Annotated in this window: 19 protein-coding genes; 10 read left to right on the top strand and 9 right to left on the bottom strand. The window is 43.1% G+C overall.

Annotated elements, in window-relative coordinates:
- Positions 1-299: 299 nt before the first annotated feature.
- A complete protein-coding gene (gene tpx / locus A0128_RS15055; protein WP_069609329.1) occupies positions 300-815 on the top strand; it encodes a thiol peroxidase in 516 nt (171 codons plus the stop codon).
- Between the two features lie 53 nt (positions 816-868).
- Here tpx and A0128_RS15060 read toward each other — a convergent pair whose 3' ends face one another.
- From A0128_RS15060 to A0128_RS15070, 3 genes are all read right to left on the bottom strand, one after another.
- Complete coding sequence (locus tag A0128_RS15060; RefSeq protein WP_069608265.1) at positions 869-1,768, bottom strand: alpha/beta hydrolase; 900 nt, start codon at positions 1,766-1,768, stop codon at positions 869-871.
- A gap of 149 nt (positions 1,769-1,917) precedes the next feature.
- Positions 1,918-3,012, bottom strand: coding sequence for a zinc-dependent alcohol dehydrogenase (locus A0128_RS15065; protein WP_069608266.1), 1,095 nt, complete (start codon positions 3,010-3,012; stop codon positions 1,918-1,920).
- A gap of 390 nt (positions 3,013-3,402) precedes the next feature.
- Positions 3,403-4,884, bottom strand: a complete 1,482-nt coding sequence (locus A0128_RS15070; RefSeq protein WP_069608267.1) for an aldehyde dehydrogenase family protein — start codon at positions 4,882-4,884, stop codon at positions 3,403-3,405.
- A gap of 601 nt (positions 4,885-5,485) precedes the next feature.
- Between A0128_RS15070 and A0128_RS15075 the strand changes: the two genes are divergently transcribed.
- The 7 genes from A0128_RS15075 to xrtN all read left to right on the top strand — a co-directional run bounded on the left by A0128_RS15075 (position 5,486) and on the right by xrtN (position 15,050).
- A complete protein-coding gene (locus A0128_RS15075; RefSeq protein ID WP_069608268.1) occupies positions 5,486-7,012 on the top strand; it encodes an HDOD domain-containing protein in 1,527 nt (508 codons plus the stop codon).
- 223 nt (positions 7,013-7,235) lie between these two features.
- On the top strand, positions 7,236-8,519 hold the full coding sequence (locus tag A0128_RS15080; protein WP_069608269.1) for an LruC domain-containing protein: 1,284 nt from the start codon (positions 7,236-7,238) through the stop codon (positions 8,517-8,519).
- Between the two features lie 88 nt (positions 8,520-8,607).
- Positions 8,608-9,666 carry a sensor histidine kinase gene (locus A0128_RS15085; protein ID WP_069608270.1) on the top strand — a complete coding sequence of 353 codons (1,059 nt, stop codon included), beginning with the start codon at positions 8,608-8,610 and terminating at the stop codon, positions 9,664-9,666.
- Positions 9,663-10,331 carry a response regulator gene (locus A0128_RS15090; RefSeq protein ID WP_069608271.1) on the top strand — a complete coding sequence of 223 codons (669 nt, stop codon included), beginning with the start codon at positions 9,663-9,665 and terminating at the stop codon, positions 10,329-10,331. Before A0128_RS15085 ends, A0128_RS15090 begins: the two co-directional genes overlap by 4 nt.
- 145 nt (positions 10,332-10,476) lie before the next feature.
- A complete protein-coding gene (locus A0128_RS15095) occupies positions 10,477-10,815 on the top strand; it encodes a hypothetical protein (protein ID WP_069608272.1) in 339 nt (112 codons plus the stop codon).
- A gap of 257 nt (positions 10,816-11,072) precedes the next feature.
- Positions 11,073-13,706 carry an XrtN system VIT domain-containing protein gene (locus A0128_RS15100; RefSeq protein ID WP_069609330.1) on the top strand — a complete coding sequence of 878 codons (2,634 nt, stop codon included), beginning with the start codon at positions 11,073-11,075 and terminating at the stop codon, positions 13,704-13,706.
- A 21-nt stretch (positions 13,707-13,727) separates the two neighbouring features.
- A complete protein-coding gene (xrtN, locus tag A0128_RS21880) occupies positions 13,728-15,050 on the top strand; it encodes an exosortase N (RefSeq protein WP_083244144.1) in 1,323 nt (440 codons plus the stop codon).
- A gap of 515 nt (positions 15,051-15,565) precedes the next feature.
- Here the strand turns inward: xrtN and A0128_RS15110 are convergent.
- From A0128_RS15110 to A0128_RS15130, 5 genes are all read right to left on the bottom strand, one after another.
- Positions 15,566-16,321, bottom strand: coding sequence for a DUF1554 domain-containing protein (locus A0128_RS15110; RefSeq protein ID WP_069608273.1), 756 nt, complete (start codon positions 16,319-16,321; stop codon positions 15,566-15,568).
- Positions 16,318-17,136: a fibronectin type III domain-containing protein gene (locus tag A0128_RS15115; RefSeq protein WP_069608274.1), complete on the bottom strand. Its 819-nt coding sequence runs from the start codon at positions 17,134-17,136 to the stop codon at positions 16,318-16,320. Before A0128_RS15115 ends, A0128_RS15110 begins: the two co-directional genes overlap by 4 nt.
- A 4-nt stretch (positions 17,137-17,140) precedes the next feature.
- Entirely contained in the window at positions 17,141-18,742 is a 1,602-nt protein-coding gene (locus A0128_RS15120; RefSeq protein WP_069608275.1) for a hypothetical protein, read from the bottom strand.
- The gene (locus A0128_RS15125) at positions 18,739-20,973 is read right to left on the bottom strand and encodes an adenylate/guanylate cyclase domain-containing protein (RefSeq protein ID WP_069608276.1); all 2,235 of its coding nucleotides are present in this window, start codon (positions 20,971-20,973) and stop codon (positions 18,739-18,741) included. The genes A0128_RS15120 and A0128_RS15125 overlap by 4 nt, the downstream gene beginning before the upstream one ends.
- Positions 20,974-21,125: 152 nt before the next feature.
- The gene (locus tag A0128_RS15130) at positions 21,126-21,563 is read right to left on the bottom strand and encodes a YHS domain-containing (seleno)protein (RefSeq protein ID WP_245667163.1); all 438 of its coding nucleotides are present in this window, start codon (positions 21,561-21,563) and stop codon (positions 21,126-21,128) included.
- Positions 21,564-21,668: 105 nt separating this feature from the next.
- On the opposite strand from A0128_RS15130, the gene A0128_RS15135 reads away from it, so the two are divergent.
- The gene (locus tag A0128_RS15135; RefSeq protein ID WP_069608277.1) at positions 21,669-22,715 is read left to right on the top strand and encodes a mechanosensitive ion channel family protein; all 1,047 of its coding nucleotides are present in this window, start codon (positions 21,669-21,671) and stop codon (positions 22,713-22,715) included.
- 183 nt (positions 22,716-22,898) lie between these two features.
- Positions 22,899-23,741, top strand: coding sequence for an LA_0991 family prenyltransferase-like protein (locus tag A0128_RS15140; RefSeq protein WP_173662796.1), 843 nt, complete (start codon positions 22,899-22,901; stop codon positions 23,739-23,741).
- On the opposite strand, the gene A0128_RS15145 is transcribed toward A0128_RS15140, so the two are convergent.
- Positions 23,710-24,438, bottom strand: a complete 729-nt coding sequence (locus tag A0128_RS15145; RefSeq protein ID WP_069608279.1) for a fatty acid desaturase CarF family protein — start codon at positions 24,436-24,438, stop codon at positions 23,710-23,712. The two genes, A0128_RS15140 and A0128_RS15145, sit on opposite strands and share 32 nt — an antisense overlap.
- Positions 24,439-24,479 lie beyond the last annotated feature (41 nt).

Genomic DNA, 24,479 nt, shown 5'->3' on the forward strand with positions numbered 1-24,479 from the left:
GTGTTGAGATTTACTTGTCTGTTTACGCGAATGAGATTCATAAAATGAGTTCTGTAACCAGCTTGCTTCTGTCTTCGATCGATAGGCAAGCGATTTTTTGGAAGGACTTATAAAATACGATCAAAACGGAACCAACTGCAATCTTTAGCTTGGATATAACTTCTTGCACAAAGGAGAAACATAAATCTTTCACACGAAAGAATTCAAACGTCTAAATGGAAAGTTTGCTTTCAAGTCCGGATTCTTTGCTTAGAATTGGATCTCGCGCATACAAAAAAATTATTCTTAGGAAAACGAAAATGGCACAAGTCACGCTCAAAGGAAATCCGGTCCCTCTCGAGGGAAAAATACCCGCGCCGGGAGAAAAGGCTCCCGAATTTAAGGCGATAAAACAAGATCTTTCCGAGTTCAGTCTCAAAGACTACGCCGGCAAAGTAAAAATTCTCGTGGCGGTTCCAAGTCTCGATACTTCCGTCTGCGCACTTGAAACCAAAGTTTTTAACGAAAAGGCCGCAGGCTTAAACGGAATTTCCACTTTGATCATTTCCGGAGATCTTCCCTTTGCAATGAAACGTTTTTGTTCCACAGAAGGAATCGATTCTCCAAACTTAGTGACCGGTTCTCAATACAGAGATTTTTCTTTTTCCAAGGCTTACGGCACTCATATCGCAGACGGTCCGTTAAAGGGACTTTCCGCAAGAGCGGTTTTTGTCGTGGATAAAGACGACGTCGTGCGTTATGTGGAGCTTGTTCCTGAAATCGGTTCCGAACCGAACTACGTAGCGGCTCTCGCTGCGGCAAACGCGGCCCTTTAGACCTCTCTCTTTCTTTCCGGCCCCGAAGGGCCGGATATCAGAAAAGCAGTATATTATAATTCTTGAATTAGCTTAATAATTTTAGAAGAGACCAATCTTTCGTCTTTTTGCCAGAGTTTTGTGTGTTCTCCTCCGGGAATTCCTACAAATTCCTTCGGGGCTTTTGCCGCCTCTCCCAATCTGACCCCGTGTTCGTAAGGAACTCCGTTATCAGCGTCTCCGTGAAAGATCAAAACCGGTCTCGGAGAAATCTTTCCGATAACTTTTTCCGGAGACAACTCGTCGGTTTCTAAGTTTCCTCGAAGTTCGTAAAAGAATACTACCAAGGGCAAAAGCGGATACTTGGGGAGTCCAAAATCTTTTTTTGCGTTGTATGCGATCACGTCCGTAAAGTCGGCAAATCCGGAATCAAAAATTCCTATCTTAACTTCCGGATTCTCAGCCATAAAAAGAACGGAAGTGGAGGAACCCATAGAAAAACCGAGAATGCCGAAAGACTTCATTCCTCTTTGTTTTGCATATTCGAGAGTCGCGAGAAGATCCTTTCTTTCGTGAAAGCCCATGGAACTAAAAGACTTTTGACTTTCTCCACAATCTCTCAAGTCGGGAAGAATTACGTTGATTCCCTGATCGTGAAACAATTTCGCATAACGTAATCCTTCTCTTCTCGTTGCGCCGCGCCCGTGAATCGATAGAATCACCTTATCCGATTTTTTCGCCGACGGAATCCACCAAGCTGAGATCTTCATTCCATCCGATGTCGTATATTCCAGATTCTCAAAGTCCAAACCCAAATCCGTCTTTGGATCTCCGCAAAAGATATAATGATCTTTAGTGCAACGGTGCGGCTTGGGATGAAGAAGAACCCCCGAAAAATACCAGGCGCCGCCAATGACAAGAAGAATGGAGAGCGTTATCATTCCGAGAAGTGTTCTTACAATTCTTTGTTTCATGATTTTTCCAACCGACGAAGAAACGTGTCGCCTCGTTCGAACAAACAAAATTCTTATAAATCCAATTTACTTGGATAAAGAATCCGTTCACAAAGCGCTCGAGAAGAATCTCAGGGCTCGCAAAGAAAGGCAAGAACTAATCCTTGGTATTATCTTTCGATCACTACCTTTGGTCCCGCGTCCAACAACGCGTCCGGAGCGTCCTTCCAAGAAGCAGTCAAAGTTGTAACCTTACACGGACAAAAATGGGGATGTTCTGCCAAGTGCAAAAGATCGTGCAAAGTCGGTTGTACGTTCACTCTTCCCGTCTGAAACGTAACCCCTCTTCCATACATCTCCAATAGAGGAATGGAAGTTTTTCTTTTGTAATAGATTCCCACACTCGTACAATGTCCGCCGGGAAGAAGAGAACGAAGCGCAAACGTTAGTCCTTCTTCGTTTGCACTCGCGTCCACAGTGATCGGATATTGAATGGAAGGATCCGGATATCTTTTCGCGAGAATTGTAGCGCCAAAACTTTCGGCGATCCGATTTCTTTGCGGATCGTCATCCACATAGGTTACGGGAGAACCCATAGCACGAGCGATCATCGTCGAATACAATCCCACACTCTTCGCTCCGCCTCCGACGACTAAAACGGGACTACCCGGATTTTGTTTTAAGAATGGCCCGACCGTTCTGTAACCGTCGGGAATATTATCGCTCATACTTGCCGCGTCCACTGGAGAAAGAGACGCGGGTAAAGGAATGAGCATATAATCGGCAAAAGGAACTCGAACCAAATCGGAAAATGCGCCTCCCCATTTTTTTCCACCCAGATCTCCGAACCCATACATAGAACGAGGCGGAACGGAAGTACAACTGTTAGTCAGACCCGCCCTACAACGATCGCATTTACCGCAGGCGATCTGAAATGCTACGATGACTTGATCTCCGGGTTTTACATTTTTCACCCGGTCGCCCACGTTCTTAACTTTTGCCACAAACTCATGGCCGAACGGATAAGGCCCTCTAAACGGAGCCTTTCCTAATGCCGTATTAGAAATCAAACTATATGCATGATTCCTAATAAAGTGTAATAACTTCCCTTTGAAAGGAGCCTCCCCTTTCAAAATTTCCAGATCCAAATCGCATCTCGCGACCGCGATCGGTTCCACCAAGGCGTCCTCGTCCGATTCCAAACGAGGTTCCGGAACGTCCCACCATTCCAGCTTCCCCGGGCGAAGGAACATAAGCTGTTGCATACAATTCTCCATAGACCAAATGGTCTATTCATAAAGAATGCATACAGACAAGTCTGTCTATTATAATTTTAAAGAAAATTCTCCCTTTGAAATAAATTTTTGCGGGTTTTAAACCGAGCCTAAGAAAGAATTTTTTACAAAACTCACACGAAAAACGCCGAAATCTACGAATTTTAGAAAGGTCGGGAATCTCATTATGGAAAACGTGGGAACTCCTCACTTTCTCATTGAGGTCCTCCGCCACGATCAGCCTTTGAAAAGATTTTTGGCTTGAACCGGCTTTTTCTTAACCGCAATCGCCATTCTAAAATAAAAAATCCCCTGGAGGTTCGGACCAAAGACCCGATTCCAGAGGATTGACTTCAAACTAAAAGATTCTAATTCTTAAACTTAGATCAAAAAGTTTTTAGTAAAGGCAACGAGTCTTCTCACAAAATTGGTGTAAGGTGGATACATCAACTCGATCGAACTCAAAGCAGACTGACGCAGAACGGAACGTTCGTGTGAAAACGCTTTAAATCCGAAGAAACCGTGATAACTTCCGTGTCCGGAATGATTCACCCCGCCGAAAGGAAGATTCGGATTCACGAGGTGAAGGATCACGTCGTTAACCGCAACTCCCCCGGAAGAAGTTTCTTTCAGAATCTTTTTGATCGAACGATTTTTCTTTCCGAAGATATAGAGCGCGAGAGGTTTCGGTTTGGAATTGATCTTCGCGATCGCGTCGTCCAGAGTCGTATAAGGAATCAAAGGAAGCACAGGTCCAAAGATTTCATCTTCCATAATATTCGAATTTTCTGGTATATTGCTCAAAATCGTCGGTTCGATATAATTCTGAGAAGCGTCTGTATCGCCGCCCATTTCAATCTTAGCGCCCTTTTCAACGGCTTCGTGAATATAACCAGAAACTCGGCTGAAGTTTCGATCGTTTATGATTCTACAAAAGTCGAGATTGTCTTTCAGAGCTTTTCCGTCTTTTGTATAAAATTCTTTTACGACCGCCTTTGCTTCTTCCACAAACGGTTTTACGAGATCGTCCGGAATGAGGAGATAATCCGGAGCCACGCAGGTTTGTCCCGCGTTCAACACCTTTCCCCATACCAATTTTTTAGCGGCCTTTTTAATGTCCGCGCTTCTATCGATAATCGCAGGAGATTTACCGCCTAACTCGAGTGTAACGGAAGTCAGATGTTTCGCCGCTGCGGTCATCACGATCTTTCCTACGTGAGTGCTTCCCGTAAAAAAGATATGATCCAGTGGAAGTTCCATAAGGGCGCTGGAAACTTGATAGTCCCCTTCGAACACGGCCACTTCTTCTTTTGGAAATACTTCCGAAACAATCTTCTGAACCAGGTTTGATGTAACCGGAGTAAACTCGGAAGGTTTGATAAGAACCGTATTCCCCGCTGCGATCGCCGCCGCAAGAGGAGCAAAGGTGAGATAGAACGGGTAGTTCCAAGGTCCGATGATCAAAACCACTCCTCTCGGTTCGTAGAGGATTTGGCTCTTCGCGCCGAAAAGTGTCATCGGAGTTCTTACGCTCAGAGGTTTCATCCATCTTCGAACGTGATGAATCGCGTCGTTGATTTCGGAAATGGAAGGCATGATTTCGGTGATATCAACTTCTTGTTCGTTCTTACGAAAATCCGCGTTCACCGCTTTTTCGATTTCCGGAGTGTATTTGATAATCGCGGCTTTGAGTTTTTTCAAACGCTGAATCCGCTCGTTCGCGTTGGTCAGTTTCATGACCTTATGAAAATGTTGTTTCTGCAGTTTGAACACACGTTCAATTTCAGGCTTGTCCACTGCAGGGAGGGATGGAGTCGGGTTAGAATTCGGTTTTTTTACCGGAGATTCCTGTAAAGTTGGCATCGGAAGTAGCTCCTTAATCTATCTAGTTACAAAAGTATTCTTTCGGGAATAAGCCCGATCTGGGCGGCCTCATTCTATCATCGGGGAAAGGGAAAGCAATTCTTTTTATCGGCTTTTTCCTCGTTTCCCCCTAATAGACCGAATGCGAAGTGAGAATCGTTCCAAATCCGACAAAGGTTACTTTTTGGGAAAACCCTGTTTTGAGGGAATAGAATCGCACGAAACAATCAAAACAACCGTGGAAACAAAACCTCAAATCGAAGCCGAGAGAAAAGAAAACAGATCTGTTTAAAAAAAGAGCGTTCTTCCTTTGCGTTAGGCGTTCATTCCCTGCCTCATCAAACTTAGAATCCAAAGACAATTTTGTATTTTAGGGGATTTTTTTGCGTCCAATTTCACCGAAGCGAAAAGGATCGAATTATAAGAATTTTGCTTATCGAAAATTTTGAATGCGACGGAATAAAACGCAAAATATTATGCGAAGAAGATCTATAATTGAAATAAAAGCGAAATAGAATTAGGAAATATTTTTCCAAGAATTCGAACGAAGAATTCTCGATGACTTGACAAGAAAAGAACGCGTCCGGAAGAATTAAACAATATGAGCCAGACTAAAGCATTAGAATTACATCACCACCAAGATCTCGGCTTTTACAGCAATCTCAAGGATCTCAATCACCCGGTTCAAGAGAATGCTCCGATTCACTATAAATTTCACAATCTTACGGAAAACGTCGATTCCATTATCAGCAGAACCTTGGATCGTTATCTCCTACAACTCGACATCATCTATATTCGGGATTCGGTTTTCTCAGCTTTGAGAGAAACGATCGCAAATTCCATCAAAGCAAATATCAAAAGAATTTATTTCCGAGAACTCGAAGCCGATATCCAAAATCCGGAAATCTACAAACAAAAGATTTTGGGTTTTAAGAAAAAATACTTGGACAACAAGGAAAAATACGAGGAACTCCTTCTTCGAAACAACTTTGTAGTGCTCGTATCTTTTATTCATAACAAGGATATGATTCGAATTCGAGTGATGAACAACGTAAAACTCAGTCCTACCGAAGTGGAGCGTATCAACCTAAGAATCGAAAAGGCAAAACAATACAACGATCTCGCAGAGGCCTTTCTCGAAGCCGGAGACGAAACCGAAGGCGCTGGTCTCGGGCTTATCATGTCCTTGATGATGCTCAAAAACGACGGACTCGCAGCTTCCTCTTATAAAATAGAAAGCCAAGGAAACAACACGAGCGTTATCATCGACATTCCTCTCAACATCAGCAAAGAAAATCTTCAACTCCAGAAAACCGAAGATATCCTAAAGAATATCGACGGACTTCCTACCTTTCCGAAATCGATCCAAGATATCCAAGCGATGATCGAAAGACCGAATTCTTCGATCAGTCAGATCGCTGAAGTTATCAAAAAAGACGTGGCTCTTTCCGCAAATATTCTTAAACTTGCGAACTCCGCGGCGTTTATCCGCGCGAACAAGGTGGAATCTTTGGACAGAGCGATTCAGCTCATCGGTCTCAAAGAACTCAATCAACTCCTCTATTCTCTCGGAACAAAACAAATTCTGGAAGATAAGTTTCCCGCGTTTCTTTCGATCTGGGATAAATCCAATCAATGCGCGTTCTATTGTAAGCTCATCGCAAATCGTATGGTTCTACCAAAAGATACGATCAGCAATCTCATGTCCGCCGCGTTGTTACACGACATCGGAGAAATCATTCTTCTTTCACTGGAAGAAAGAACGATGAAAAGTATCGGAAAAATCTCCGCCTCCAAAGAGATCGCGTCCGCGGTTTCCATGGAAGAAGCTGCATTAGGAATCACTCATACAAAAGTCGGAGCTCTCATCGCGGAAAAATGGAATTTCCCCGATGTCTACGCAAAGGCTATGGAATATCACCACAGAGTTCTTCTCGTAGACGAAGAATTCGCGCCTTATGTTTATCCGATCTATCTGGCCGACATGATGATCAAGATCAACAACGAAGAAGCGAAATACAGCGAGATTCCGGAAAAGATTCTCCAGTATTGTAAATTCAATACATCGGGAGATTTTCATTCTTTTAGAACCAAATCCCTGGAGAGTTTTTTAGCAAGCACTCGCTGAACTTCAATCGCCGGAAAAAGACCGACGATCTATAACAAATTTAGAATACAGTTTGAAAAAAATTATTTTCGAAATTAAAAGTCAAATTTAAGGCATTTAGCCAGAAAGAACGCGGATTTCGTTTTATACCTGTTCGCTTAACAAAATACACCCTTCGGTCTATTGTTGTTCCTCCGTCCCTATGCGAGAATAAGACTCGTTGAGGCGAAAGCCGGAGGGATGTATGAGATTTCCAAAAATAGTGAGTCTGGTTCTGACAGGAGTTCTCCTTTTGGGAGGGACCGCCTGTACGAATTCTCAAGATCCCAATCTCCTTTGGTTGTTGAGCGCAACCTCGCCGAATCCCTCTCCCGCTCCGGACGGAGAACAACCGTTTAGCATCGTAATCAACGACGAAACCGCTCCCGTGGATTTCGTTTTCGATACCACAAAGACCGTGAACGTAAATATTCAGGTTTTAAGTCCGGAATCTCCGATCTCCGGAAGTTTAGTACAAATCTTTAATATAGACGACACGGCCCAAAAATCCGTTTTTAGAGCCGTAACCGCGGAGAATGGAGAAGTCAAAGGAAGTTTCACGATCGACGAGGCGACTCGCAAGGTAACTCTCAAAGTGGAAGCCTTCGGTCAACTCTACGAAGCTGAAATCGAAATCATCAATTCGTTTAGCATTTCTCGGAAAATCACCGTCATCATCAAAGGAAACAACGTGCTTCTTCCCGATTCGGACGGGGACGGAATCGTGGACCGAGACGATACTTATCCGAACGATCCGACTCGTGCGAGTACGTTCCGTTATCCTGCCGAAGGATACTATACGATTTCCTACGAAGACTTATTTCCCAACCAAGGGGACGCGGACTTTAACGATTACAACGTAAGAGTCGTCTTTGAAGAAGACTGGAACGCAAAAGGTCAGGTCTCAAGGATTCGGGCAAAATATACCCACGTGGCAAAAGGTGCGGGATACAATCACACACTTCACTTAACAATTCCCGGAGTTACCGCTTCTTCCTATTCTTTAACTCGTTATGCTTACGATGGAACGACGGTGGAAAATAATTTTTCAGGAAACGATACTGCGATTCAAACCCTGGAAATTCTTCCGAAATCCAATACTACAATTCCTTCCTCCAATACTTCCCGATCCAATACAACTTTCAAAATCGGAAAGTCAGCGGCTTTGGAAGTCGTGTTACAAAATGCGATCAATCGTGTGACCCTGGGAGCGGCTCCTTACGACACATTCATCAAGGTCATCAACACAAATCAGGAGATTCACTTTCCAAGAAGATACTTTGATTCCAACGGAAAGGATCTCTATCTGGATTCTACCGGATTTCCTTGGGCGCTTTTGGTTACGGGAAACTTTCTCTGGCCTTATGAAAGCACGGACATTCGGAAATCGTATCCTTCTTTCCAAAGCTGGTACGAATCGATGGGAAATCTCAACGCGGATTGGTATCTGACACCGGTTACCTCCGAAGTTTTTCCCGCTACAAACTAAACCGGAACTCATTTCCCCGGGATTTTCTTCCCGGGGTCTCTTTTTTTCTTTTCTTTCTTTCCATCGCGTGAAATCCTTCCAAGCTCGTATGGCCGATTTGAAAATTAAGAATAGAAAACTTCCTTCTCCCGTTCCTTTGGAATCGGGACTCTCCCCCAAATTCTTTCTCAACCTCTTAAGAGAAATCGCTCCGATCGTCGCAATCGACGACAAACGAACGATCCTTTTTGCGAACGAATCCTTTCGTAAAGAATTTGTGGGCAGTTCCCGAAGTGTCATTGGTAAGAATTTATTTCGTGTTTTCGGACTCAACCCAGTGGATCAAGAAGAGATGGATTCCAATATTCAGCTTTCGAGACGGGGAAAGGTGCAGAATCAGGAGTTTAGAAAACAAAAAACGTATTACGGTTATTCGGTGTTTCGTTTTGGAGAAAGTGTCGGTATCATTCTTAAAAACATCACCGAAAATAAACGTCTGGAAAAGAAGATCGCAAATCTTCACACAAAACTTCTTCAATCTCAAGAAGAAGAAAGAATCCGCCTTTCTCGCGAATTGCACGACGGAGTCGGTCAAACCATTCTCGCGGCCAAACTCAACTTTCAGGCTTTCAATCGAAATCCTAAAATTTACGAGGCTCAGTTTGATACGGGACTTCTTTTGATCGATAAGGCGAGTCAGGAACTCAGAGATATCTACACCAATCTGCATCCTTCCACGCTTCGCGAAATCGGTTTGGAAGCCGCGATCCGATCTTTGAGTTCGGATTTGTTTCAGCCGATGGACGTCGAAGCCGAACTCGATCTAAACTTAAAACCCGATCTACAACCGACGGTCGCCAATCAAGTTTTTAGAATCGTTCAGGAAATTTTTCAGAACGTAATCAAACATTCTCAGGCAAAGAAAATTTCCCTCAAGATTCAAATCAAAGGAAGACAATTGTATTTGGATGCAAAGGACAATGGAATCGGATTTCAAGAAAGAAAGGTACGAGTCCGGTCTTCCGGTTTTGGGCTTGAAAATATAAGAAGAAGAGTGGAAGATTTAAACGGTAAATTTAAGATTGATTCTTCCGCAGGGAAAGGGACTAAGTTTATCATTCGAATTCCCTTGGAAAAAAGCAAAAATACAACGACCAAAAAAATATGAAACCTCTAACAAAAATATTCTTAGTCGATGATCACGCCATTCTTAGAGAAGGGCTCAAGATGATTCTTTCCGGACAACCCGGTTTGGAAATTTGCGGAGAATCCGGAGACGCCGAAAAGGCTCTGGATCAAATCGGAAAACTGAGTCCAGATCTCGTCATCACCGATATCTCGATGCCGGGTTTAAGCGGAATCGACTTAGTGAAAAATCTGAGAAAACACTATCCGAATATTCGAACCATCATTCTCTCTCGTCATGATAATAAGGAATACGTTCAAAAATTACTCGAACTCGGAATCAACGGTTACGTTCTCAAAGACGACGCCGGAAACGATCTCTTACGTGCGATCGAAGCGGTTCACAAAGGGGAAACGTATTTAAGTCCCGGGATCACCGCTCATTTTCTTTCCGGCTTTGTAGGCTCGGGAAAACCGGGAGAAGACAACCAAGACGCGAAGAAGGCTTTCTCTGTTCTTTCGGATCGGGAAAGAGAAATTTTAAAATTGGTAGCGGAAGGAAATTCCAACGAGTCAATCGGAAAAATTTTAAGAATTTCTCCCGCAACCGTAAAGGTCCACCGCGCGAACATCATGAAAAAATTAGATCTTCATAAAGTTGCGGACTTGGTAATGTATGCGATCCGCGCGGGTTTGATCGAGTCATAGAATGGAAACCGAAGGACGATAAACTCCGCTTCTCCGATGGAACTCAAGTCCATGGGAATCCCCGTTGGTCGGCAATACGTTCTCTAAAATTGTTAAGCGAAGAATGGACAGGGGTCATTTTTAAAATAACTGCGGAAAGACGGAAATGAGTTCGGATCCGATTTTAGAACATTATCCTTTTCTTATCTATCTACCGGAAGAAATCCTAAAAGAATTGGATCTAAATGTGCTGATGCTTCCGTCCTTTAGACAAAGAGAAAAAATCAGGGAGTTGGAAGAAAAAACCCAGTCCTTTGTCGCTCTATACAAGAAGGGTTACGTAGCGAAGGGAAAACATCTTTGTAAAACGATTCGATCTGCACAACTCGACCCCGACGCGTTAGAGCTGATTTTTCAATGGGAAAAAAAAATCCAGAAGGAAAACGAAACCGTCTTGGTCGCGTATCACAAACCGATTCTGTATTTCGATGCCTACGTATTTTAAACCGGGGTCCAGCTCCGTAATTTTCGCTTCATTCTTCGTTTCTCACTCTCCTCTTCCATCCTGATCTTTGATAAGTAAGTAAAAAAACGAAAGAATTACTGGCTTCCTTTGTTAGAGAAAAGTGTATCTTTTACGGGTTGCTTTCGCTTTATTCAGTCAAGCACCTGAGTGCTTCAAATCGAACACACAAGAGGATGATTCCCGTTCCGATCTTCGATATATTCTTTACTATAGAAAAAGGAAGAACCAACAAAACTATGTATACGAAACTTACAGATTATCTTTTAAGAAAGGTTAAACTTTTCAAATGGGAAGCTCCCGCCTTGGTCTGGTTTTTCAGCTTGGCAGCGGCCATCGTTCTGATTGCAGCTTTCTCTTTCGGAATGTTGAAATTGGTTTTTCCTTATTCAGCTCCTTCCGAATTTTTGATCATTACTTTTTTTGGAGCCATTGCGCTCCTACTCTTCGGTCTTTGTTCCCTGCTTCTCTATGTGATTTTCCCGAGCCACAAACAATTTTTCATTTTTACTTTGATTCTTTCCGGAATTTGTTTTGCGACGAACTCGTATGTCCTCAATCACGAAGTGTTTCCTCCTTTTACGGAAAGAACCGTATGGGCCCTGTGGATTTCCTTTACGTTACTCGCGGCTTCTCTTTTTTCCGATCGAATTCCAAAGTCGATTCTTCCTTTCTTTCAACCCTTCCTCATACTCGGCGCTTTTATATCCGTTGCGTTTGTCCTCGTCTTGGCTCCTTTGATGGCCTTTAGTTGGGCTCTTGTTTGGATGGCGGGACTTGGATTTCTTCCCTACGGTCCTTTGTTTTCGATGTTCGCATTCGGATATTCCATTTTTCTAATTCATTCTAAACTTGAAGAATGGAAAAAGAAAATGTCTTTCGCTCTTATAATGTCGTCCGTATTTTTTCTGCTGAGTTATTCTACTTATTACTTTATTCAATGGAATCACGCTGACGGGATTCTCACCAAACCGGAAATTTTAGAAGGCCACAATCGTATCGACACCGACTTGCCGGAATGGATTCAAAAAGCCGGAAGACTGCGCGCCAACCACGTAACGGAGATGGTATTACAACCCGATCGAACATCCCAGATGGGTTTGTTCGCTTCTCAGAGTCAGTTCGATCCTCTTGCCTACTTTGCTTCGCAGGGATTTCTTTCCTTGTTTCGTACGGAACGAGAAACTCGTATTACTCCGGAGGATGCTGGAAGAATTCTGCATCTTCTTTTCGGAAGGTCGCACGCGTATCTCGAACGTTTGTGGAGAGGAAATTCCCTGATCACGACGGATATAGATTCTCACGTTCAAGTTTATCCCGAACTCAGAGTTTCTTACACCGAAACTACGATTTCCATCTATAACGAAAATTCTTCTTCCGATCGTTCCTTTCTTCGTTTTGGATCGATGTTCGCCACATCGGAGGAAGCGATCTATACGATCACTGTTCCGGAAGGAAGTATCTGTACAAAACTTTCTCTTTGGGTAAACGGAGAAGAACGTCCTGCGAGGCTTACGTTTAAGTCAACGGCGCGTAACGCGTATGCTACGATCGTAGGCACCGAAAGAAGAGACCCTTCCTATGTGGAATGGTTGGACGGAAACCGACTTCGTCTTCGTGTTTTTCCGGTGAACCCCGAAGACTATCGTATGGTAAGAATCGGAATCGTATCTCCTCTAAAATCAAACGGAAACACTCTTACTTACGAACGGATTCGATTGGAAGGCCCAGTCTCCGACTTCGCGGATCAAAAGGTAAACGTGGATCTGTTCAGTTCTGCGTCGATCGATCTCGACACTTCGGGAATTTCACTCAAAGAAAAAATCGTGCCCGATTCTCAAGTGCGTCAGTGGGCGGGCAAAAGCGGTTTCTTGGGCTGGTCTTTTTCTTTTCCCGCGACCCCCACAAAAGGAAACGTTTCCGCAGGAGGGATGACATACAACGTGCTTCCGGAACAAAACGAGTCGTTCGCATTTCAACCGGACGGAATGATCGTAGTTCTGAACGAAGCCCTCTCTCGTTCCGAATGGAAAAAGTTGATCAAGAATCTGTATGAGTTTAAAATTCCGATTACAATTCTTACAAACCAATGGTTTCAGACAAAAGATTCCGAAAAAGCGATGCGTTATTTGGACGAATGTGAAATCCCCGCTTTTAATCTTTTCCCTCTTCATCTAAAGGAAATCGTAACCGGCCAAAACATCGGAAAAAATCCTCTTTGGATCGTCGCGGGGGAGAATCAATCCATCCCTTTTGGAGAACTTCGCGGCTCCGAACGATTTACAAATATGCAACGAGCCGCCAACGCACGAAGAGAAACTCCGAAGATCGCAATCATCAACGGTAAAAAATCCGAATACGTCGCGAGCCTCGTCGATCTGGAACAGATCGTTCCCGTTGCGGAAAGTGAAAAGGAACTGATCGAGGTTTTGAAAAACCGGCAAATCACTCTGCCGATTCAAAAAGAAGAAACGATTTCTCTTCCCTACGCCGGAATAACTCTCGAAAAATCAAACCAAACAGATGTTAAACGACCCGGCGGGGATCTTTTAATTCGAATGCTGATCCAGAGAAAAATAATGCGACAACTGGGAAAACGATTCTTTGATAAGGATTTGGAGAATGGAGATCTGGTCGAATTGGCTCGAGACGCAATGGTGGTTTCTCCCGTTTCCACTCTGATTGTATTGGAAAGCGAAAACGACTACAATCGTTTCGGAATCAAAGCCGGCGCTTCGGCTCTTGGTCAGAGTAAACTGGAAGCTCCAGGCGCGGTGCCGGAACCCGGAGAATGGCTATTGCTCCTTTGTATTTCGCTCGGATTGTTTCTTTATTTCAGATTTCAAAAAAGACATTCTTTTTTTGGAATGTGATTTAGGAATTCTTTTATACCGATGTCCGTTTACAATCGAACGATCCTTTCCGTCTGTCTTCTGATTGCGATTTGTATAATCCCGATGGCAGTCGTCGGGAAGGATTTACTCAGCGTTCGTTCCGCATTTGAGTTATACCCTCTTTTATTTTTACCGCTCTTTCTGCGCGCTGGCGAAGGAAAAAGAAATCCCTGGTTGTTTTTACCGGGGCTCTCCTTTGTGATCGCGGGAATTTTTTATCAAAGACTCAGCCTCGTTTGGATCGGATCCTTTTGGAATCTTCTTGCCTTACTTCAAGTCAGTGGAATCCGGTTTGCTTGGCCGGTTCCGTTTTTCGTCTTCGCAATTCCTCCGATCACCGGATTTGGTTCCCTATTTTTAGGATTTCAACTTCGTCTGATCGTAACCGAATGGAGCGTTTGGCTCTTACGTTTTTTGGATCCGTCAAGCTCCGCACTCGGAAATCAAATCTTTTACAATGGAGAATTTTTTACAGTCGATCGAGCTTGCGAAGGAATGAAAATGGGACTTGCTTCCATCCTTATTTCGACGGCCTTTGTTCTTCGCTCTCGGCGGACGGGTGCCGTTTTGATTTCGATCTCAACTCTCCCGCTTTGGTTTTTTTCCAATCTGATTCGAGTTTGTGTATTAGTTTTATTTAATATTTCGGCTTCCTCCTGGAGGCACGAATTTATGGGTGTGACCTTTTTTATCGCCGGAGTTGTCATTCCTCTGAGCGCGATCGCATTGTTCTTCCCAAACCCGAGTCAAAAGGGATTGATTCAATTCTCTGAACTGCGCTTAAAACTGCCTTCCAAAATCGCCTGGTTGATTCTTCCTTTATTGACGATCGCGTTTCTCACTCAAAATATCTTTCTATCTCCAAAATCACATCTTTGGCCTTCCAAAATTCTTACCTTTACATTGGATCCCGATTCCACGCGAAGCGATTCTCGCATAGCAGTCTATCGATCCGAAAAAAACTATCTGATTCTCAAACGCGATTTATTCGCGATCGGAACCGGACATGATCCGAGAATCTGTTTTGAAGCGGTCGGCTTTTCTTTTATGGAGCAAGGGGGAGAGAATGGAATCCAAAAGGCTCGGCTCAAAAGCCCTTCGGGTGAGGAACCGATTCTTTTGTGGTGGTATTCGGTTTCAGAACGACCCTATGCCGAAGAGTTCAAGGGTGATAGGACTACGGCGCCGCATCGTGCTTCTTCCAATGGAGATTGGCGCTGGAAACGTTTTCGAGGTTCGGACGTGATTCAGTGGAATTTATACGGCCCCGATGAGAAAGAACTTCGCACAATCTTAGAATCGCTTTCCAATCCTCCGCGTTGATCGTTTGCGTTTTAAAATTCGCTTAACAATTTTGTAATGCGACCTATCGACTCCAGTCTATGCAGAACGTTCCCGTAGCCGGATGATCCTTTCCGCCCATACACGCAATCTTAGGTTCACAGGATTGGATCAAAGTATGATGACGAGCTCCGGCCCGGCGATCCCGCTGCATTGACAAAGTAGGAATAGAATCGAGAGTTTCAAGAGAAAACAACGTTTCATATAGAAATTAACCTAAAAAGAGAAAACTTTTCGCTTAGTTTTTTTTCATAGAATCTTTTTTTAATCGGCTCGAGCAAATTTTTATACCAAGAAAGAATATTAGAATTACAGAATTTTCTAATTTTTAGAATACATTCGATTCAAACAAGAAGAGGATTCTATAAAGAAATTCTTTGAAAAACGGAATCGTAAAGATATAATTTATGCGTGAGGAAAACAAGTTTAAAGATTAGAATCTAAAGGATTTTCGAAATCGGAATTTTCAAAGACGGACCAAAACGAAACGGTTTCCATCACTGACGCACACAGACAAGTTTCTTTGTCGCATTGCACGGATCCGAAAAACCTCCCGAGTTGATCGCGGTCGCGTTCGTTACGGCTCCGGCTCCGAATTCTCCGGTAGAACCGCCGGTTCCGTCCATCCAGTTATTGCACGTATCTCCCACGCTGATCGTCCAGTCATTGGCTAACCCAGTCCACCAGAGGTTTGCTCCGCTTGCATCCAAAAAGGATACGATCGGAAACAAAGCGATCCCCGCCGAATTAGTCGTGAACACTTTTATGGGACTTGCCACCGTGCCGCGATAGTAATCCCGATTTGGCAAAAGAATCCAATTCGAATTTTCAGCGATATTAGTACAGTTTGCGGTTGCATTACAAGCTCTTCGAATCGGAGCCAAGTTAGACACGATCAAAGCTTTATAATCGGCTCCGGTTCCAGGCAAAGAAGCGAAGTTCGCGTTCTTCTCGGCGCTACAGATGGAATCCGCGCCCGTTACGGTTCCCGCCCCCAAAAGACCGTTGGAAGGATTGATCGTCACAAAAAGATATTTAAAGGCAAGATTTGGATCGCTCGGGGAAGTTGTAGAATTTTGAGTGAACGCGCTGGAATTGAGCAGAGCCAAAAACAAAGTTCCCGAGTTCAGGTCCGGAAACGGTGCAGAACAACGAAATAACGATATAAACAATAAAAGAATATATGCATTTATTGGAATATACTTCAAAATCCGTTTCGATAAGAAGAAAAATTTCCCGAGGATAGAATTCATTCGAGTTCTTTTCGAAAACTTACTTCGATTCTTCCCAGAGAAAGAAGCGGGTTTGTCAATGAATCGGGGTATGTCCATCTTGAATAACTTTCCGATTTCGATTCTATCAAAACGGTAGTAGAATGGAAAGAACGTTTTTCCAACCAGACATTCAAACCATAACTCAAAAGGGCTAATACCCCTATGCTGACTTGATTATTTTGATGTCGATTGTATTCTTTTTTATCTTCTTCTCTCTGATGAATAAAATAAAGGCTTACCGGCAGAGGAGAATAAAGAGTGACTAACGTTAAAAAAGCGGAGTCGTTCGTAGCTGATTGCGAAAGCGAATTTCCGGCATTTCTTTCTGCGTTACCCGCAACCGCCAAGGCTCCGAACCAAAAAATGATAAGCGAAGCTCTTCCGTATTCTTTTTTTTCCAACGGAAGCAAACCCGGCACCCAAACCTTCCAGGGAGAAGCCGCGGCCAGAGCCAATTTTTTTTCGGCCTCTACCACACTTTTGGGTCGATCCTGTTCCACGAGAAAAGCCGACCACTGACTCCAAGAGGAAGGTTTTCCGAATCGATTGAGAGCTGAAATTCTAAACTCGTATTCGCCCGCTGGAATCTTAAATTCCAAACTATTGGTGGATACCTTTTCCTCTTTTGCGATCGTATCCTCTAATCCCTTTTTTCTGATTTCAATCTTATAACCGTTGTTCCCTTTGACTTCGTTCCATTCTATATAGTAGGTATAGTTTTTATCTTCTGAATATACTGAATTGCTAATAAATATACAAAACAGAATCGAAAGACAACGCGCAGATATTTTCAATCGTTTATTCCTCTTTTTTCCCGCTGGCCTTCGCTTCCGGAGCCGCCAGCTCTTCTCTCAATACGATCTTAAAGTCCGATCGAGTTTGATTGGATTCGTCTCCTTCCTGAGTCAAGGACCAGGAGAATTTCCCGACGTCTAACACGCTTAAGTCGGTCAATTGAAAGGATTCTCCGGTTACGGAACGTTTCAGGATCGATTCTCCATTGGCCCCGTATAAGTTTAGGTTCCATTTTTCCGTCCGCGAATTGGAACTGTGTTTCCATCGAAACACCATCGAATTTTTTCCAGTCATATCGACGACTCTGCCTTTGATCGGAAAAACCAAAGCAGGAAGAGTTGAAACTTCCTTTGGCTGCGTTTGACTTTCCTTTATATTAGATTCTTCCTTTTGCGAAGTTTCAATTTTTATTTCGGAAGAAGTTCCAGCCGGAATCGGATCCTTTTGTGCGAGTGTCACGTTTTCTACTTGAAAGGATCTTGTTTCCGAAATTGCTTCCGTACCGGGCAAGTTTGAGAATGACTTCACCCTCCAATGATACTTTCCTCCCGAAAGAGGAATCGAAATCGAAGTTTTGAAAACGGTCAATTGTCTGAGTCCGTTTTTAAAATCGGGAGATTCTGAAATTTCAAGAATATAACCCGTAGCCAGACGAGAAGGCCTCCAACGAAACGACTGAAGGGAACTTCCTTCTAGCAAAGTATTTTTTAATGGGAAAAGAAGAGTGACGGGAGGATTCGGGAGAACGCGAAACTTTCGAGTTGCTGAATTTTTTTTCTTATCGAAAGACAAAATTCTCCAGAAATAAATTCCTTCGGGAAGATTGGCCTCCGTTGTTTCTCCTTTGATTTCTTTTTTAAGAATCAGAGGGGAAAAATTTCGATTCAGAGATATTTCTAAAAAGCCGGACGACAACGCTCCGTTCGAATTCCAACGAAAACTAATCTTGGCCTCTCCCGTTTCCGGAAAAATTCTATGATTGTCTTGGGGTTCTAAGAGTTCCAATTCCTCCTGGATCGGCAAAATGGAATCGTTTGCTACTTTTGCTTTTTCCCCTTCTTTGAGGATTCCTTTTTCCTGATTTCCATTAAACCATTTCAGATTCCCCTTCGAGGACTCTATAAAATTTTCGTCCCCGTTTTCGTTGCGCGTTATGCGAAACAGACTTGATTCGTTTCCGGTCTTTAGGGTTGTTTTTCCGGATGACAAAACCACCGGTCTGGAAGAATGAACGCGGATGGAACCTTCCTCCAATTCTAAAAGTTCCTCTTCCTCTTTTAGATTGATCACGATCATAGATCTCGGATCCAATTCGAATTTTGTTCCGGAAGTCAGAGTTACCACCGCTTCGGAAAGTTCATCCGTCCTTACGGAGTCATGGTTGAAGATCGGAAAATTTTGTTCCACGTCCTGCCAGACCATACGATCCGAAAATTTTCTCTGCGCAGTTCTATACTTAAACGTAATATTCCCTACGGTTTCCTTTCTGCCTTCCCCGAAATCCGCGGTCCCTTCTTTCCAAAAAAGAAAAAGCGAACCCGTAAAAACGAACAAAGAAAAGACTCCTACTTGAATTTCCTTTCTAAATTTGGAATAAAGATTCATGCCAAAGACCGAGAAGGAGATTCGGGGTCCGGAATTCCGCATAACGTGCGCAATTCTTCCAGAGACTTCGGACAATCCTGATCGTCTTTCCAACCTAACACGGCGTAGATGTTTTGAGGTTTTTCTTTTCCGCGAATCCAGACCGGAGGAAGTTCCACAAATTGAAAATGGTCTTTTGCTTGAAGATAGGTGCTTTCCGAAATCAGGATGTCGGTTCCGAATTCCTTATTTAGATATTCGATTCTGGAAGCGAGATTGACCGTATCTCCGATCACGGTGAACTCGAGTTTTTTCTCGGAGCCGATCTGACCTACGATCACAGGACCTGAATTGATTCCACAACCGAATCTCGTAAAAGGACGTCCGATCTCGTGCCCTTGTCGATTGAACTCGATCAGAGCTCTTCGCATTAGCAAAGCTGCGTTGACCGCATTCTTGGGTTCGTGTCCGTCATACACAAGAGCGCCCCAATGGGCCATAACGGCGTCGCCTATAAACTTATCAACGATTCCTTGAGTGAGATAAATACATTCCACCATCTCGGTGAAGTATTGATTTAAGAATTCTACAACTTCTTCCGGTTTCATCTTTTCGGACATTCCGGTAAAATTTCTAAGATCCGAAAAGAAGACCGTCACTTCCCGATTTTCCCCGCCTAACTTTAGATCGGAAGACAATGCCCTTTCCGCAATTTCCTTGTTTACGAACTTACCGAAAGTGTCTTTTATCTTTTCCCTTTCTTCAAGACCTCTCGCCATCCGTAAGAACGAGTTGGTAAGAACTCCAACTTCGTCGTGTGTCGTGGGGCGAATGTCGACCGCGTAATTTCCCTGTTCCACCTTACGAGTGGCCTGAAGGAGTTGAATGATCGGGATCGTAAGAGATCTCGAAAAAATAAAAACCACAAAAAAGGCTACTGACAAAACCGAAATCATGATCAAAAGATTTTGTCTTCGGATTTTGTAAACAGCTTCGAAAGCAAGATCAGCATCTAACGTGGAAATAATCCCCAGGCCTCCGACCTCTACTTGTTGATACGAACCTAGAACCTCTCTTCCTTCAAAGTCGAATCGTTGAGAACCGTTGTCCGAAGAACTTCGGAGCATATTTTCCACAAGAGGATGTTTTTTGTAATCCTTACCAGAGATGGCTTCTTTATCGCTCGAGTGGGCGATCAAGTTCCCGGAAGAATCGACGACGAGCATCTGAAAAAAATCAGTCTGACGAACCGCTAGAAAGGAATCCAAAAATTCGGTCGCGGAAAAAACCAAACCGGAAACTTCGCTTCCGTTCGAAACGGGAAGCAAAACCGCGACGGCTGGAAAACCGAATTCGGAAGAAACATTCAATACTTCTAATAAACCCGAAAGCCTCGAAGAAGCCTTCTCCAAAGCCGTTTTTAGCGCCTCAGGGTCTGGAACTCCGGAAACCGAATTGTTTTTTAAGAATTTAAGATTCCAAAAAAGAGAACTGATCTCTCGAACGGATTCTCCAGGCTTCAATTTAAACCGAACATAAGCGATGGCATTTGCGTTTGTACGAAAGAATTTCTCGGCTTCACCCGGACGAAAGTCCTGAATCTTGAGCGTCGTTTCCTTAAGTTTTCCGCTCAGCTGAAGTCCGGTCAACCTCGCAAGAGAAAGATTGTATTCCTGGATGAGAATTTCGCTGTATTTTCGAAAGAAGTAGGTCGCCATCGTAATCATCAAACTCATACTGATCATGATGATCGCAGAAACGATCGAGAGAAGTTTTACACGAATCGTAAATCGGGAGGGTCGAAAGGGTTCCGCCTCTCGATTATAGGAATGAACCGCATGAGGATGTTTTAGAAAATCATGATATTTTAATTCGAGTTTATTCGCGAGCCCGTGCCCCGTCCAAACCAAACAGGCCGAAGGTTGAGGGCGATTTTTTAAAAAATTAAAAAACTTCTCGGACGATTCTCCGATTCCGGAAAGAATTCGATCACTGTCGCCGGAGGAGATCGAAAAACCTCCGTGTTTTAGATCCCTGACAAGTCTTAGAAAGTCGTGGGACTTTTTGAGATTTTCCGCTTCCTTGGACGGAAGACAAAAAACGATCTCCCGAATACCGAGCGCGAGCTTTTCGGAAATCAAACTTCGGATTAATAAATCAGGGTCTTCAGAATCCGCGTGAAGATTCGGAAGTTCTTCCCAGAGAATTTTTTTATTGGACCTTTTTGTTAATCGATCAAGCAGCCTGGACATCCCTTCCCTGTTCTCCTTAATTCTGGAGTAGATTGGAGATGTTTTTTATCCTGTCATCCTAAAATCTCAATTTTATCGAGAAGACATAGTTAGTAGTTCTTTTTTTGACCGAGAATCGACACATCTAAGCCAAAGTTCGAAGAGAATTCGATTTATTTTTTCTGGACCGATTCCCATTCCTTTTTAGCTTTTTCTATCCAACCGGGAATATCCTTCTCCCATAAAACCTGAACGTCGTGATCGTAGTTGAGATAAAGTTTTCCATCGACGATCTTCCATTGTTTCGGATCGATCGCCACCTTTTCACCAAATGCAATTCCGTAAGCGCAATAACCTCCGAATTGAGGCGCGTATCGATCCGGATGTTCCCGGAATAATTTTAGATTCTCAGCGGAAGAAAATCTCCAGTCGGCGTCCATCCAGCGAAACTGAAATTCTTTTTTACCTTCAATCGGTTTTCCTAATGTAAAATAAGCGACCGGATCATAACCGTTGATTGCAAGATCTTTCCAAAACGTTTTGTTGATCGGAGACGCTCCCAAAGAAAGGACTAAAAGGAAAATCAGCGTTGATAGAATTTTGTTCATCATTACCTCGCTTTTGAAATTCGGAGTTCGTTTTAAAATGTTACACCGAACCGCCGCGATAAAAGGATTTGGCCTTGCATACAAAAGATTTCTTTGAAAGATGTTCTAATGGATTGGAATATCATACACGCGTGGTTTTCTAAGGAATTGTTTTTAGAATTAGGAACATCCGCCGGAGTTTTTATCTTCGTCTTATTTTTCGGCTACGTGCTCGGAGATAGAATCGTTCCCAAACTCTCGGGAATTTTATTTCAAAACAGAATTCAAAACTCTCATCCTCTCTACAAGGCCGGGAGAAGAATTATCAGGCTTCTTTTTTTCTTACTCGCGTCTTATCTTTTTCTTCGATTTCTAAAATTAACTCCGAGCACGGAAGAATTCGTATTCTTAACATTTAAAATCACGGCCATCATTCTTCTTACTTTCTCGTTGGTACGTTTGTTCTCCGCCGTTTTCGAAACCTATTCGGAAAAAACGGAAGGACTTCTCTCCTCGGCTTCCATCATAAGCAACGTGATCCGAATTACGTTATTCGCCATTGGTGTTCTTTTGATTCTTCAGTCCCTTGGAATCTCGGTCGCGCCGATCTTAGGAGCTCTCGGAGTGGGAGGTCTTGCGGTCGCACTCGGTCTCCAACCGACGTTATCGAATTTATTTTCCGGTTTGAGCATCCTTATGGGAAAACAACTCAAAAAAGGAGACTACGTTCGTTTGCAGGGGGACGGCTTGGAAGGAATTGTCCAAGATATCACTTGGAGAACGACGACGATTCGAAAATTCAACAATAGCACGATCATCGTTCCCAATTCGGTGATGTCTTCTTCGGTTTTTACTAACTTCGACCTGCCTTCCAAAGAACTATCGATTGCGATTGAAGCGGGTGTCGCGTATCAGAGCGATTTAGAAAAGGTAGAATCGATCGCGATCGAAATCGCCAAAGAGGTGTTAAACGGATTTTACAAAACCGACGAACAAAAGGAAGTTTCTTTCAGCTATCAAAGATTCGGCGAAAGCTCGGTTGATTTTAAGATCACGCTTCCTTCTTTAGAATTCGCAGATCAGTTCGCGATAAAACACGAATACATCAAACGAATCCACGCGCGATTTCAAAAAGAAAGAATCGAACTTAGATTTCAGATTAAAAAAGGAACCTGATAAAAATCGGCGCATGGATCCGAACGCCTTCTCGTCAATCCAAACTCTTGCAAAGAATCATTTGGTCCGACAAACGGTTCCACAGTAAATTCTTCTTGAAACGGACTTTAAGTCCGCAACAGAGTAAAATCACGGTGAAATCCATATTCTCCAATAAACAAGCGGACGAAAATGTCAGGTTCGATTCTTAAAAAAGCGTTTTTCTACTGGAATGTCCTGAGCATCGATATCGTCTTAGGCGCGCTCGCTTCGGCGCTTTTTGTATCCACGCTCTTAGAAACTACGATGCGGACCGCGTTTTGGTTTCTCCTCCCGACCGCGGTTTGGATCATCTACACGGCGGATCATCTTTTTGACGGATGGAAACTCGGAGAAACGAGCGTCAATCTCAGACATAAATTTCATTACGATAATTTAATATTCTTAAGTATTTTAACTGGAATCTTAGCGGTATTGTGTTTTATTTTTTCGATTTTATTTTTAAGGGAATGGATCGTAACAGCCGGACTTATCCTCGGAATTTTCGTATTTTTTCACGTTCTTCTTTCTTATCTTCAACTTAATTTTTTTTGGAAAGAATGTTCCGTATCGATCCTTTATACGGCCGGAGTTTGGTTTGGTCCGTTTTTGCTGACTACAAAAACTAAAACCGAAATTCTGATCCCTTGTTTATTGTTTTTGCTCGCTGCGCTTTGCAATTCGTTTATGAATTCTTATATGGAAAGGGAACTGGATCAAAAGGAAAACGTAGAATCGATTTTGAAACAGATCTCTCCGCGCGCCCTCAAACGATGTGTCTTCGCTCTGGCGTCGCTGGGTCTTGGCACAAATTTATACTGGCTCGTAGGAAATCCGAAACTGATTCCGGAATTCTTATACTTTTGTTTTGGATCTTTGATTCCGGCTTGGATCGTTTATCGGGAAAGTTACTTTCAAAAAAATCAATTCTATAGAATTTTTGGAGAGGGTTATTTCATCCTCTCCTTTCTTCCGGTTATCGTTCGGAAATGGATTCTTCCATTCTGACCGCGTCCGCGGGAGGAATTCTTAAAATCCATCTTAGAATCTCGTAAAACTTGAGATATCTTAGAATCGGATTCAGCCAACCCGTCGTAATACAAAAATAAGTGTCATAGGGAATCGTATGATGAACCTTGTGATGCTCCGGACCCAAGATCATTTTATATTTTTGTAATGTCTTTATAATCATCCCAGGAGAATCCTGATGGGCCCATTTGTGAATCTGATTGGTAGCAAAAATTCCCCAGAGGAGAAAAAACCAAAACAAAGCGATCAGCGAACTCGAGATTCCGGAAGATTCCCAAAAGAAAACATAATAGATCAAGATCGGAAGAGATACGAGACAATTGTTTCCATTGGTCTCGATAAAATCGTGTCTTGTGATTCCTTTCGGATCCACGTGGTGATCGCGAAAAGGAAAGATAAAACCGGGACCTAAGATCGGAGTTTTTTCCGATCCAATGCTATCTCCTAAAAAATGAACGAGACCGGAAATAAAATCGGCGCCGATCCAAGACGTCAAGATCACAAGAGGAAGAGTCCAAAAAAGCCAAGTGTGTTCCTCTATGTCCAAAGAAAACAAACGGATGAGTTGATAACCGAGGAAGATCGAAAGAACAATGAAGGACAACAATCCGAGAATTTCAAAAATTCTATGAACGCTAAGATCTGGCTTTGAAACGGGGTTTGATTCTGTATTCATATTATGCCTAAAAGTATTCTTATCATACTTACAAATTCAGG

The sequence above is a fragment of the Leptospira tipperaryensis genome (assembly GCF_001729245.1).
Lineage (GTDB): Bacteria > Spirochaetota > Leptospiria > Leptospirales > Leptospiraceae > Leptospira > Leptospira tipperaryensis.

Bases quoted from the DNA above. Each gene is read 5' to 3' on its own strand.
- tpx (WP_069609329.1), top strand. From the start codon at position 300: ATGGCACAAGTCACGCTCAAAGGAAATCCGGTCCCTCTCGAGGGAAAA.
- A0128_RS15110 (WP_069608273.1), bottom strand. From the start codon at position 16,321: ATGAATTCTATCCTCGGGAAATTTTTCTTCTTATCGAAACGGATTTTG.
- A0128_RS15095 (WP_069608272.1), top strand. From the start codon at position 10,477: ATGAGTTCGGATCCGATTTTAGAACATTATCCTTTTCTTATCTATCTA.
- A0128_RS15080 (WP_069608269.1), top strand. From the start codon at position 7,236: ATGAGATTTCCAAAAATAGTGAGTCTGGTTCTGACAGGAGTTCTCCTT.
- A0128_RS15065 (WP_069608266.1), bottom strand. From the start codon at position 3,012: ATGCAACAGCTTATGTTCCTTCGCCCGGGGAAGCTGGAATGGTGGGAC.
- A0128_RS15085 (WP_069608270.1), top strand. From the start codon at position 8,608: ATGGCCGATTTGAAAATTAAGAATAGAAAACTTCCTTCTCCCGTTCCT.
- A0128_RS15145 (WP_069608279.1), bottom strand. From the start codon at position 24,438: ATGAATACAGAATCAAACCCCGTTTCAAAGCCAGATCTTAGCGTTCAT.
- A0128_RS15090 (WP_069608271.1), top strand. From the start codon at position 9,663: ATGAAACCTCTAACAAAAATATTCTTAGTCGATGATCACGCCATTCTT.
- A0128_RS15075 (WP_069608268.1), top strand. From the start codon at position 5,486: ATGAGCCAGACTAAAGCATTAGAATTACATCACCACCAAGATCTCGGC.
- A0128_RS15070 (WP_069608267.1), bottom strand. From the start codon at position 4,884: ATGCCAACTTTACAGGAATCTCCGGTAAAAAAACCGAATTCTAACCCG.
- A0128_RS15130 (WP_245667163.1), bottom strand. From the start codon at position 21,563: ATGATGAACAAAATTCTATCAACGCTGATTTTCCTTTTAGTCCTTTCT.
- xrtN (WP_083244144.1), top strand. From the start codon at position 13,728: ATGTCCGTTTACAATCGAACGATCCTTTCCGTCTGTCTTCTGATTGCG.
- A0128_RS15135 (WP_069608277.1), top strand. From the start codon at position 21,669: ATGGATTGGAATATCATACACGCGTGGTTTTCTAAGGAATTGTTTTTA.
- A0128_RS15125 (WP_069608276.1), bottom strand. From the start codon at position 20,973: ATGTCCAGGCTGCTTGATCGATTAACAAAAAGGTCCAATAAAAAAATT.
- A0128_RS15100 (WP_069609330.1), top strand. From the start codon at position 11,073: ATGTATACGAAACTTACAGATTATCTTTTAAGAAAGGTTAAACTTTTC.
- A0128_RS15120 (WP_069608275.1), bottom strand. From the start codon at position 18,742: ATGAATCTTTATTCCAAATTTAGAAAGGAAATTCAAGTAGGAGTCTTT.
- A0128_RS15060 (WP_069608265.1), bottom strand. From the start codon at position 1,768: ATGAAACAAAGAATTGTAAGAACACTTCTCGGAATGATAACGCTCTCC.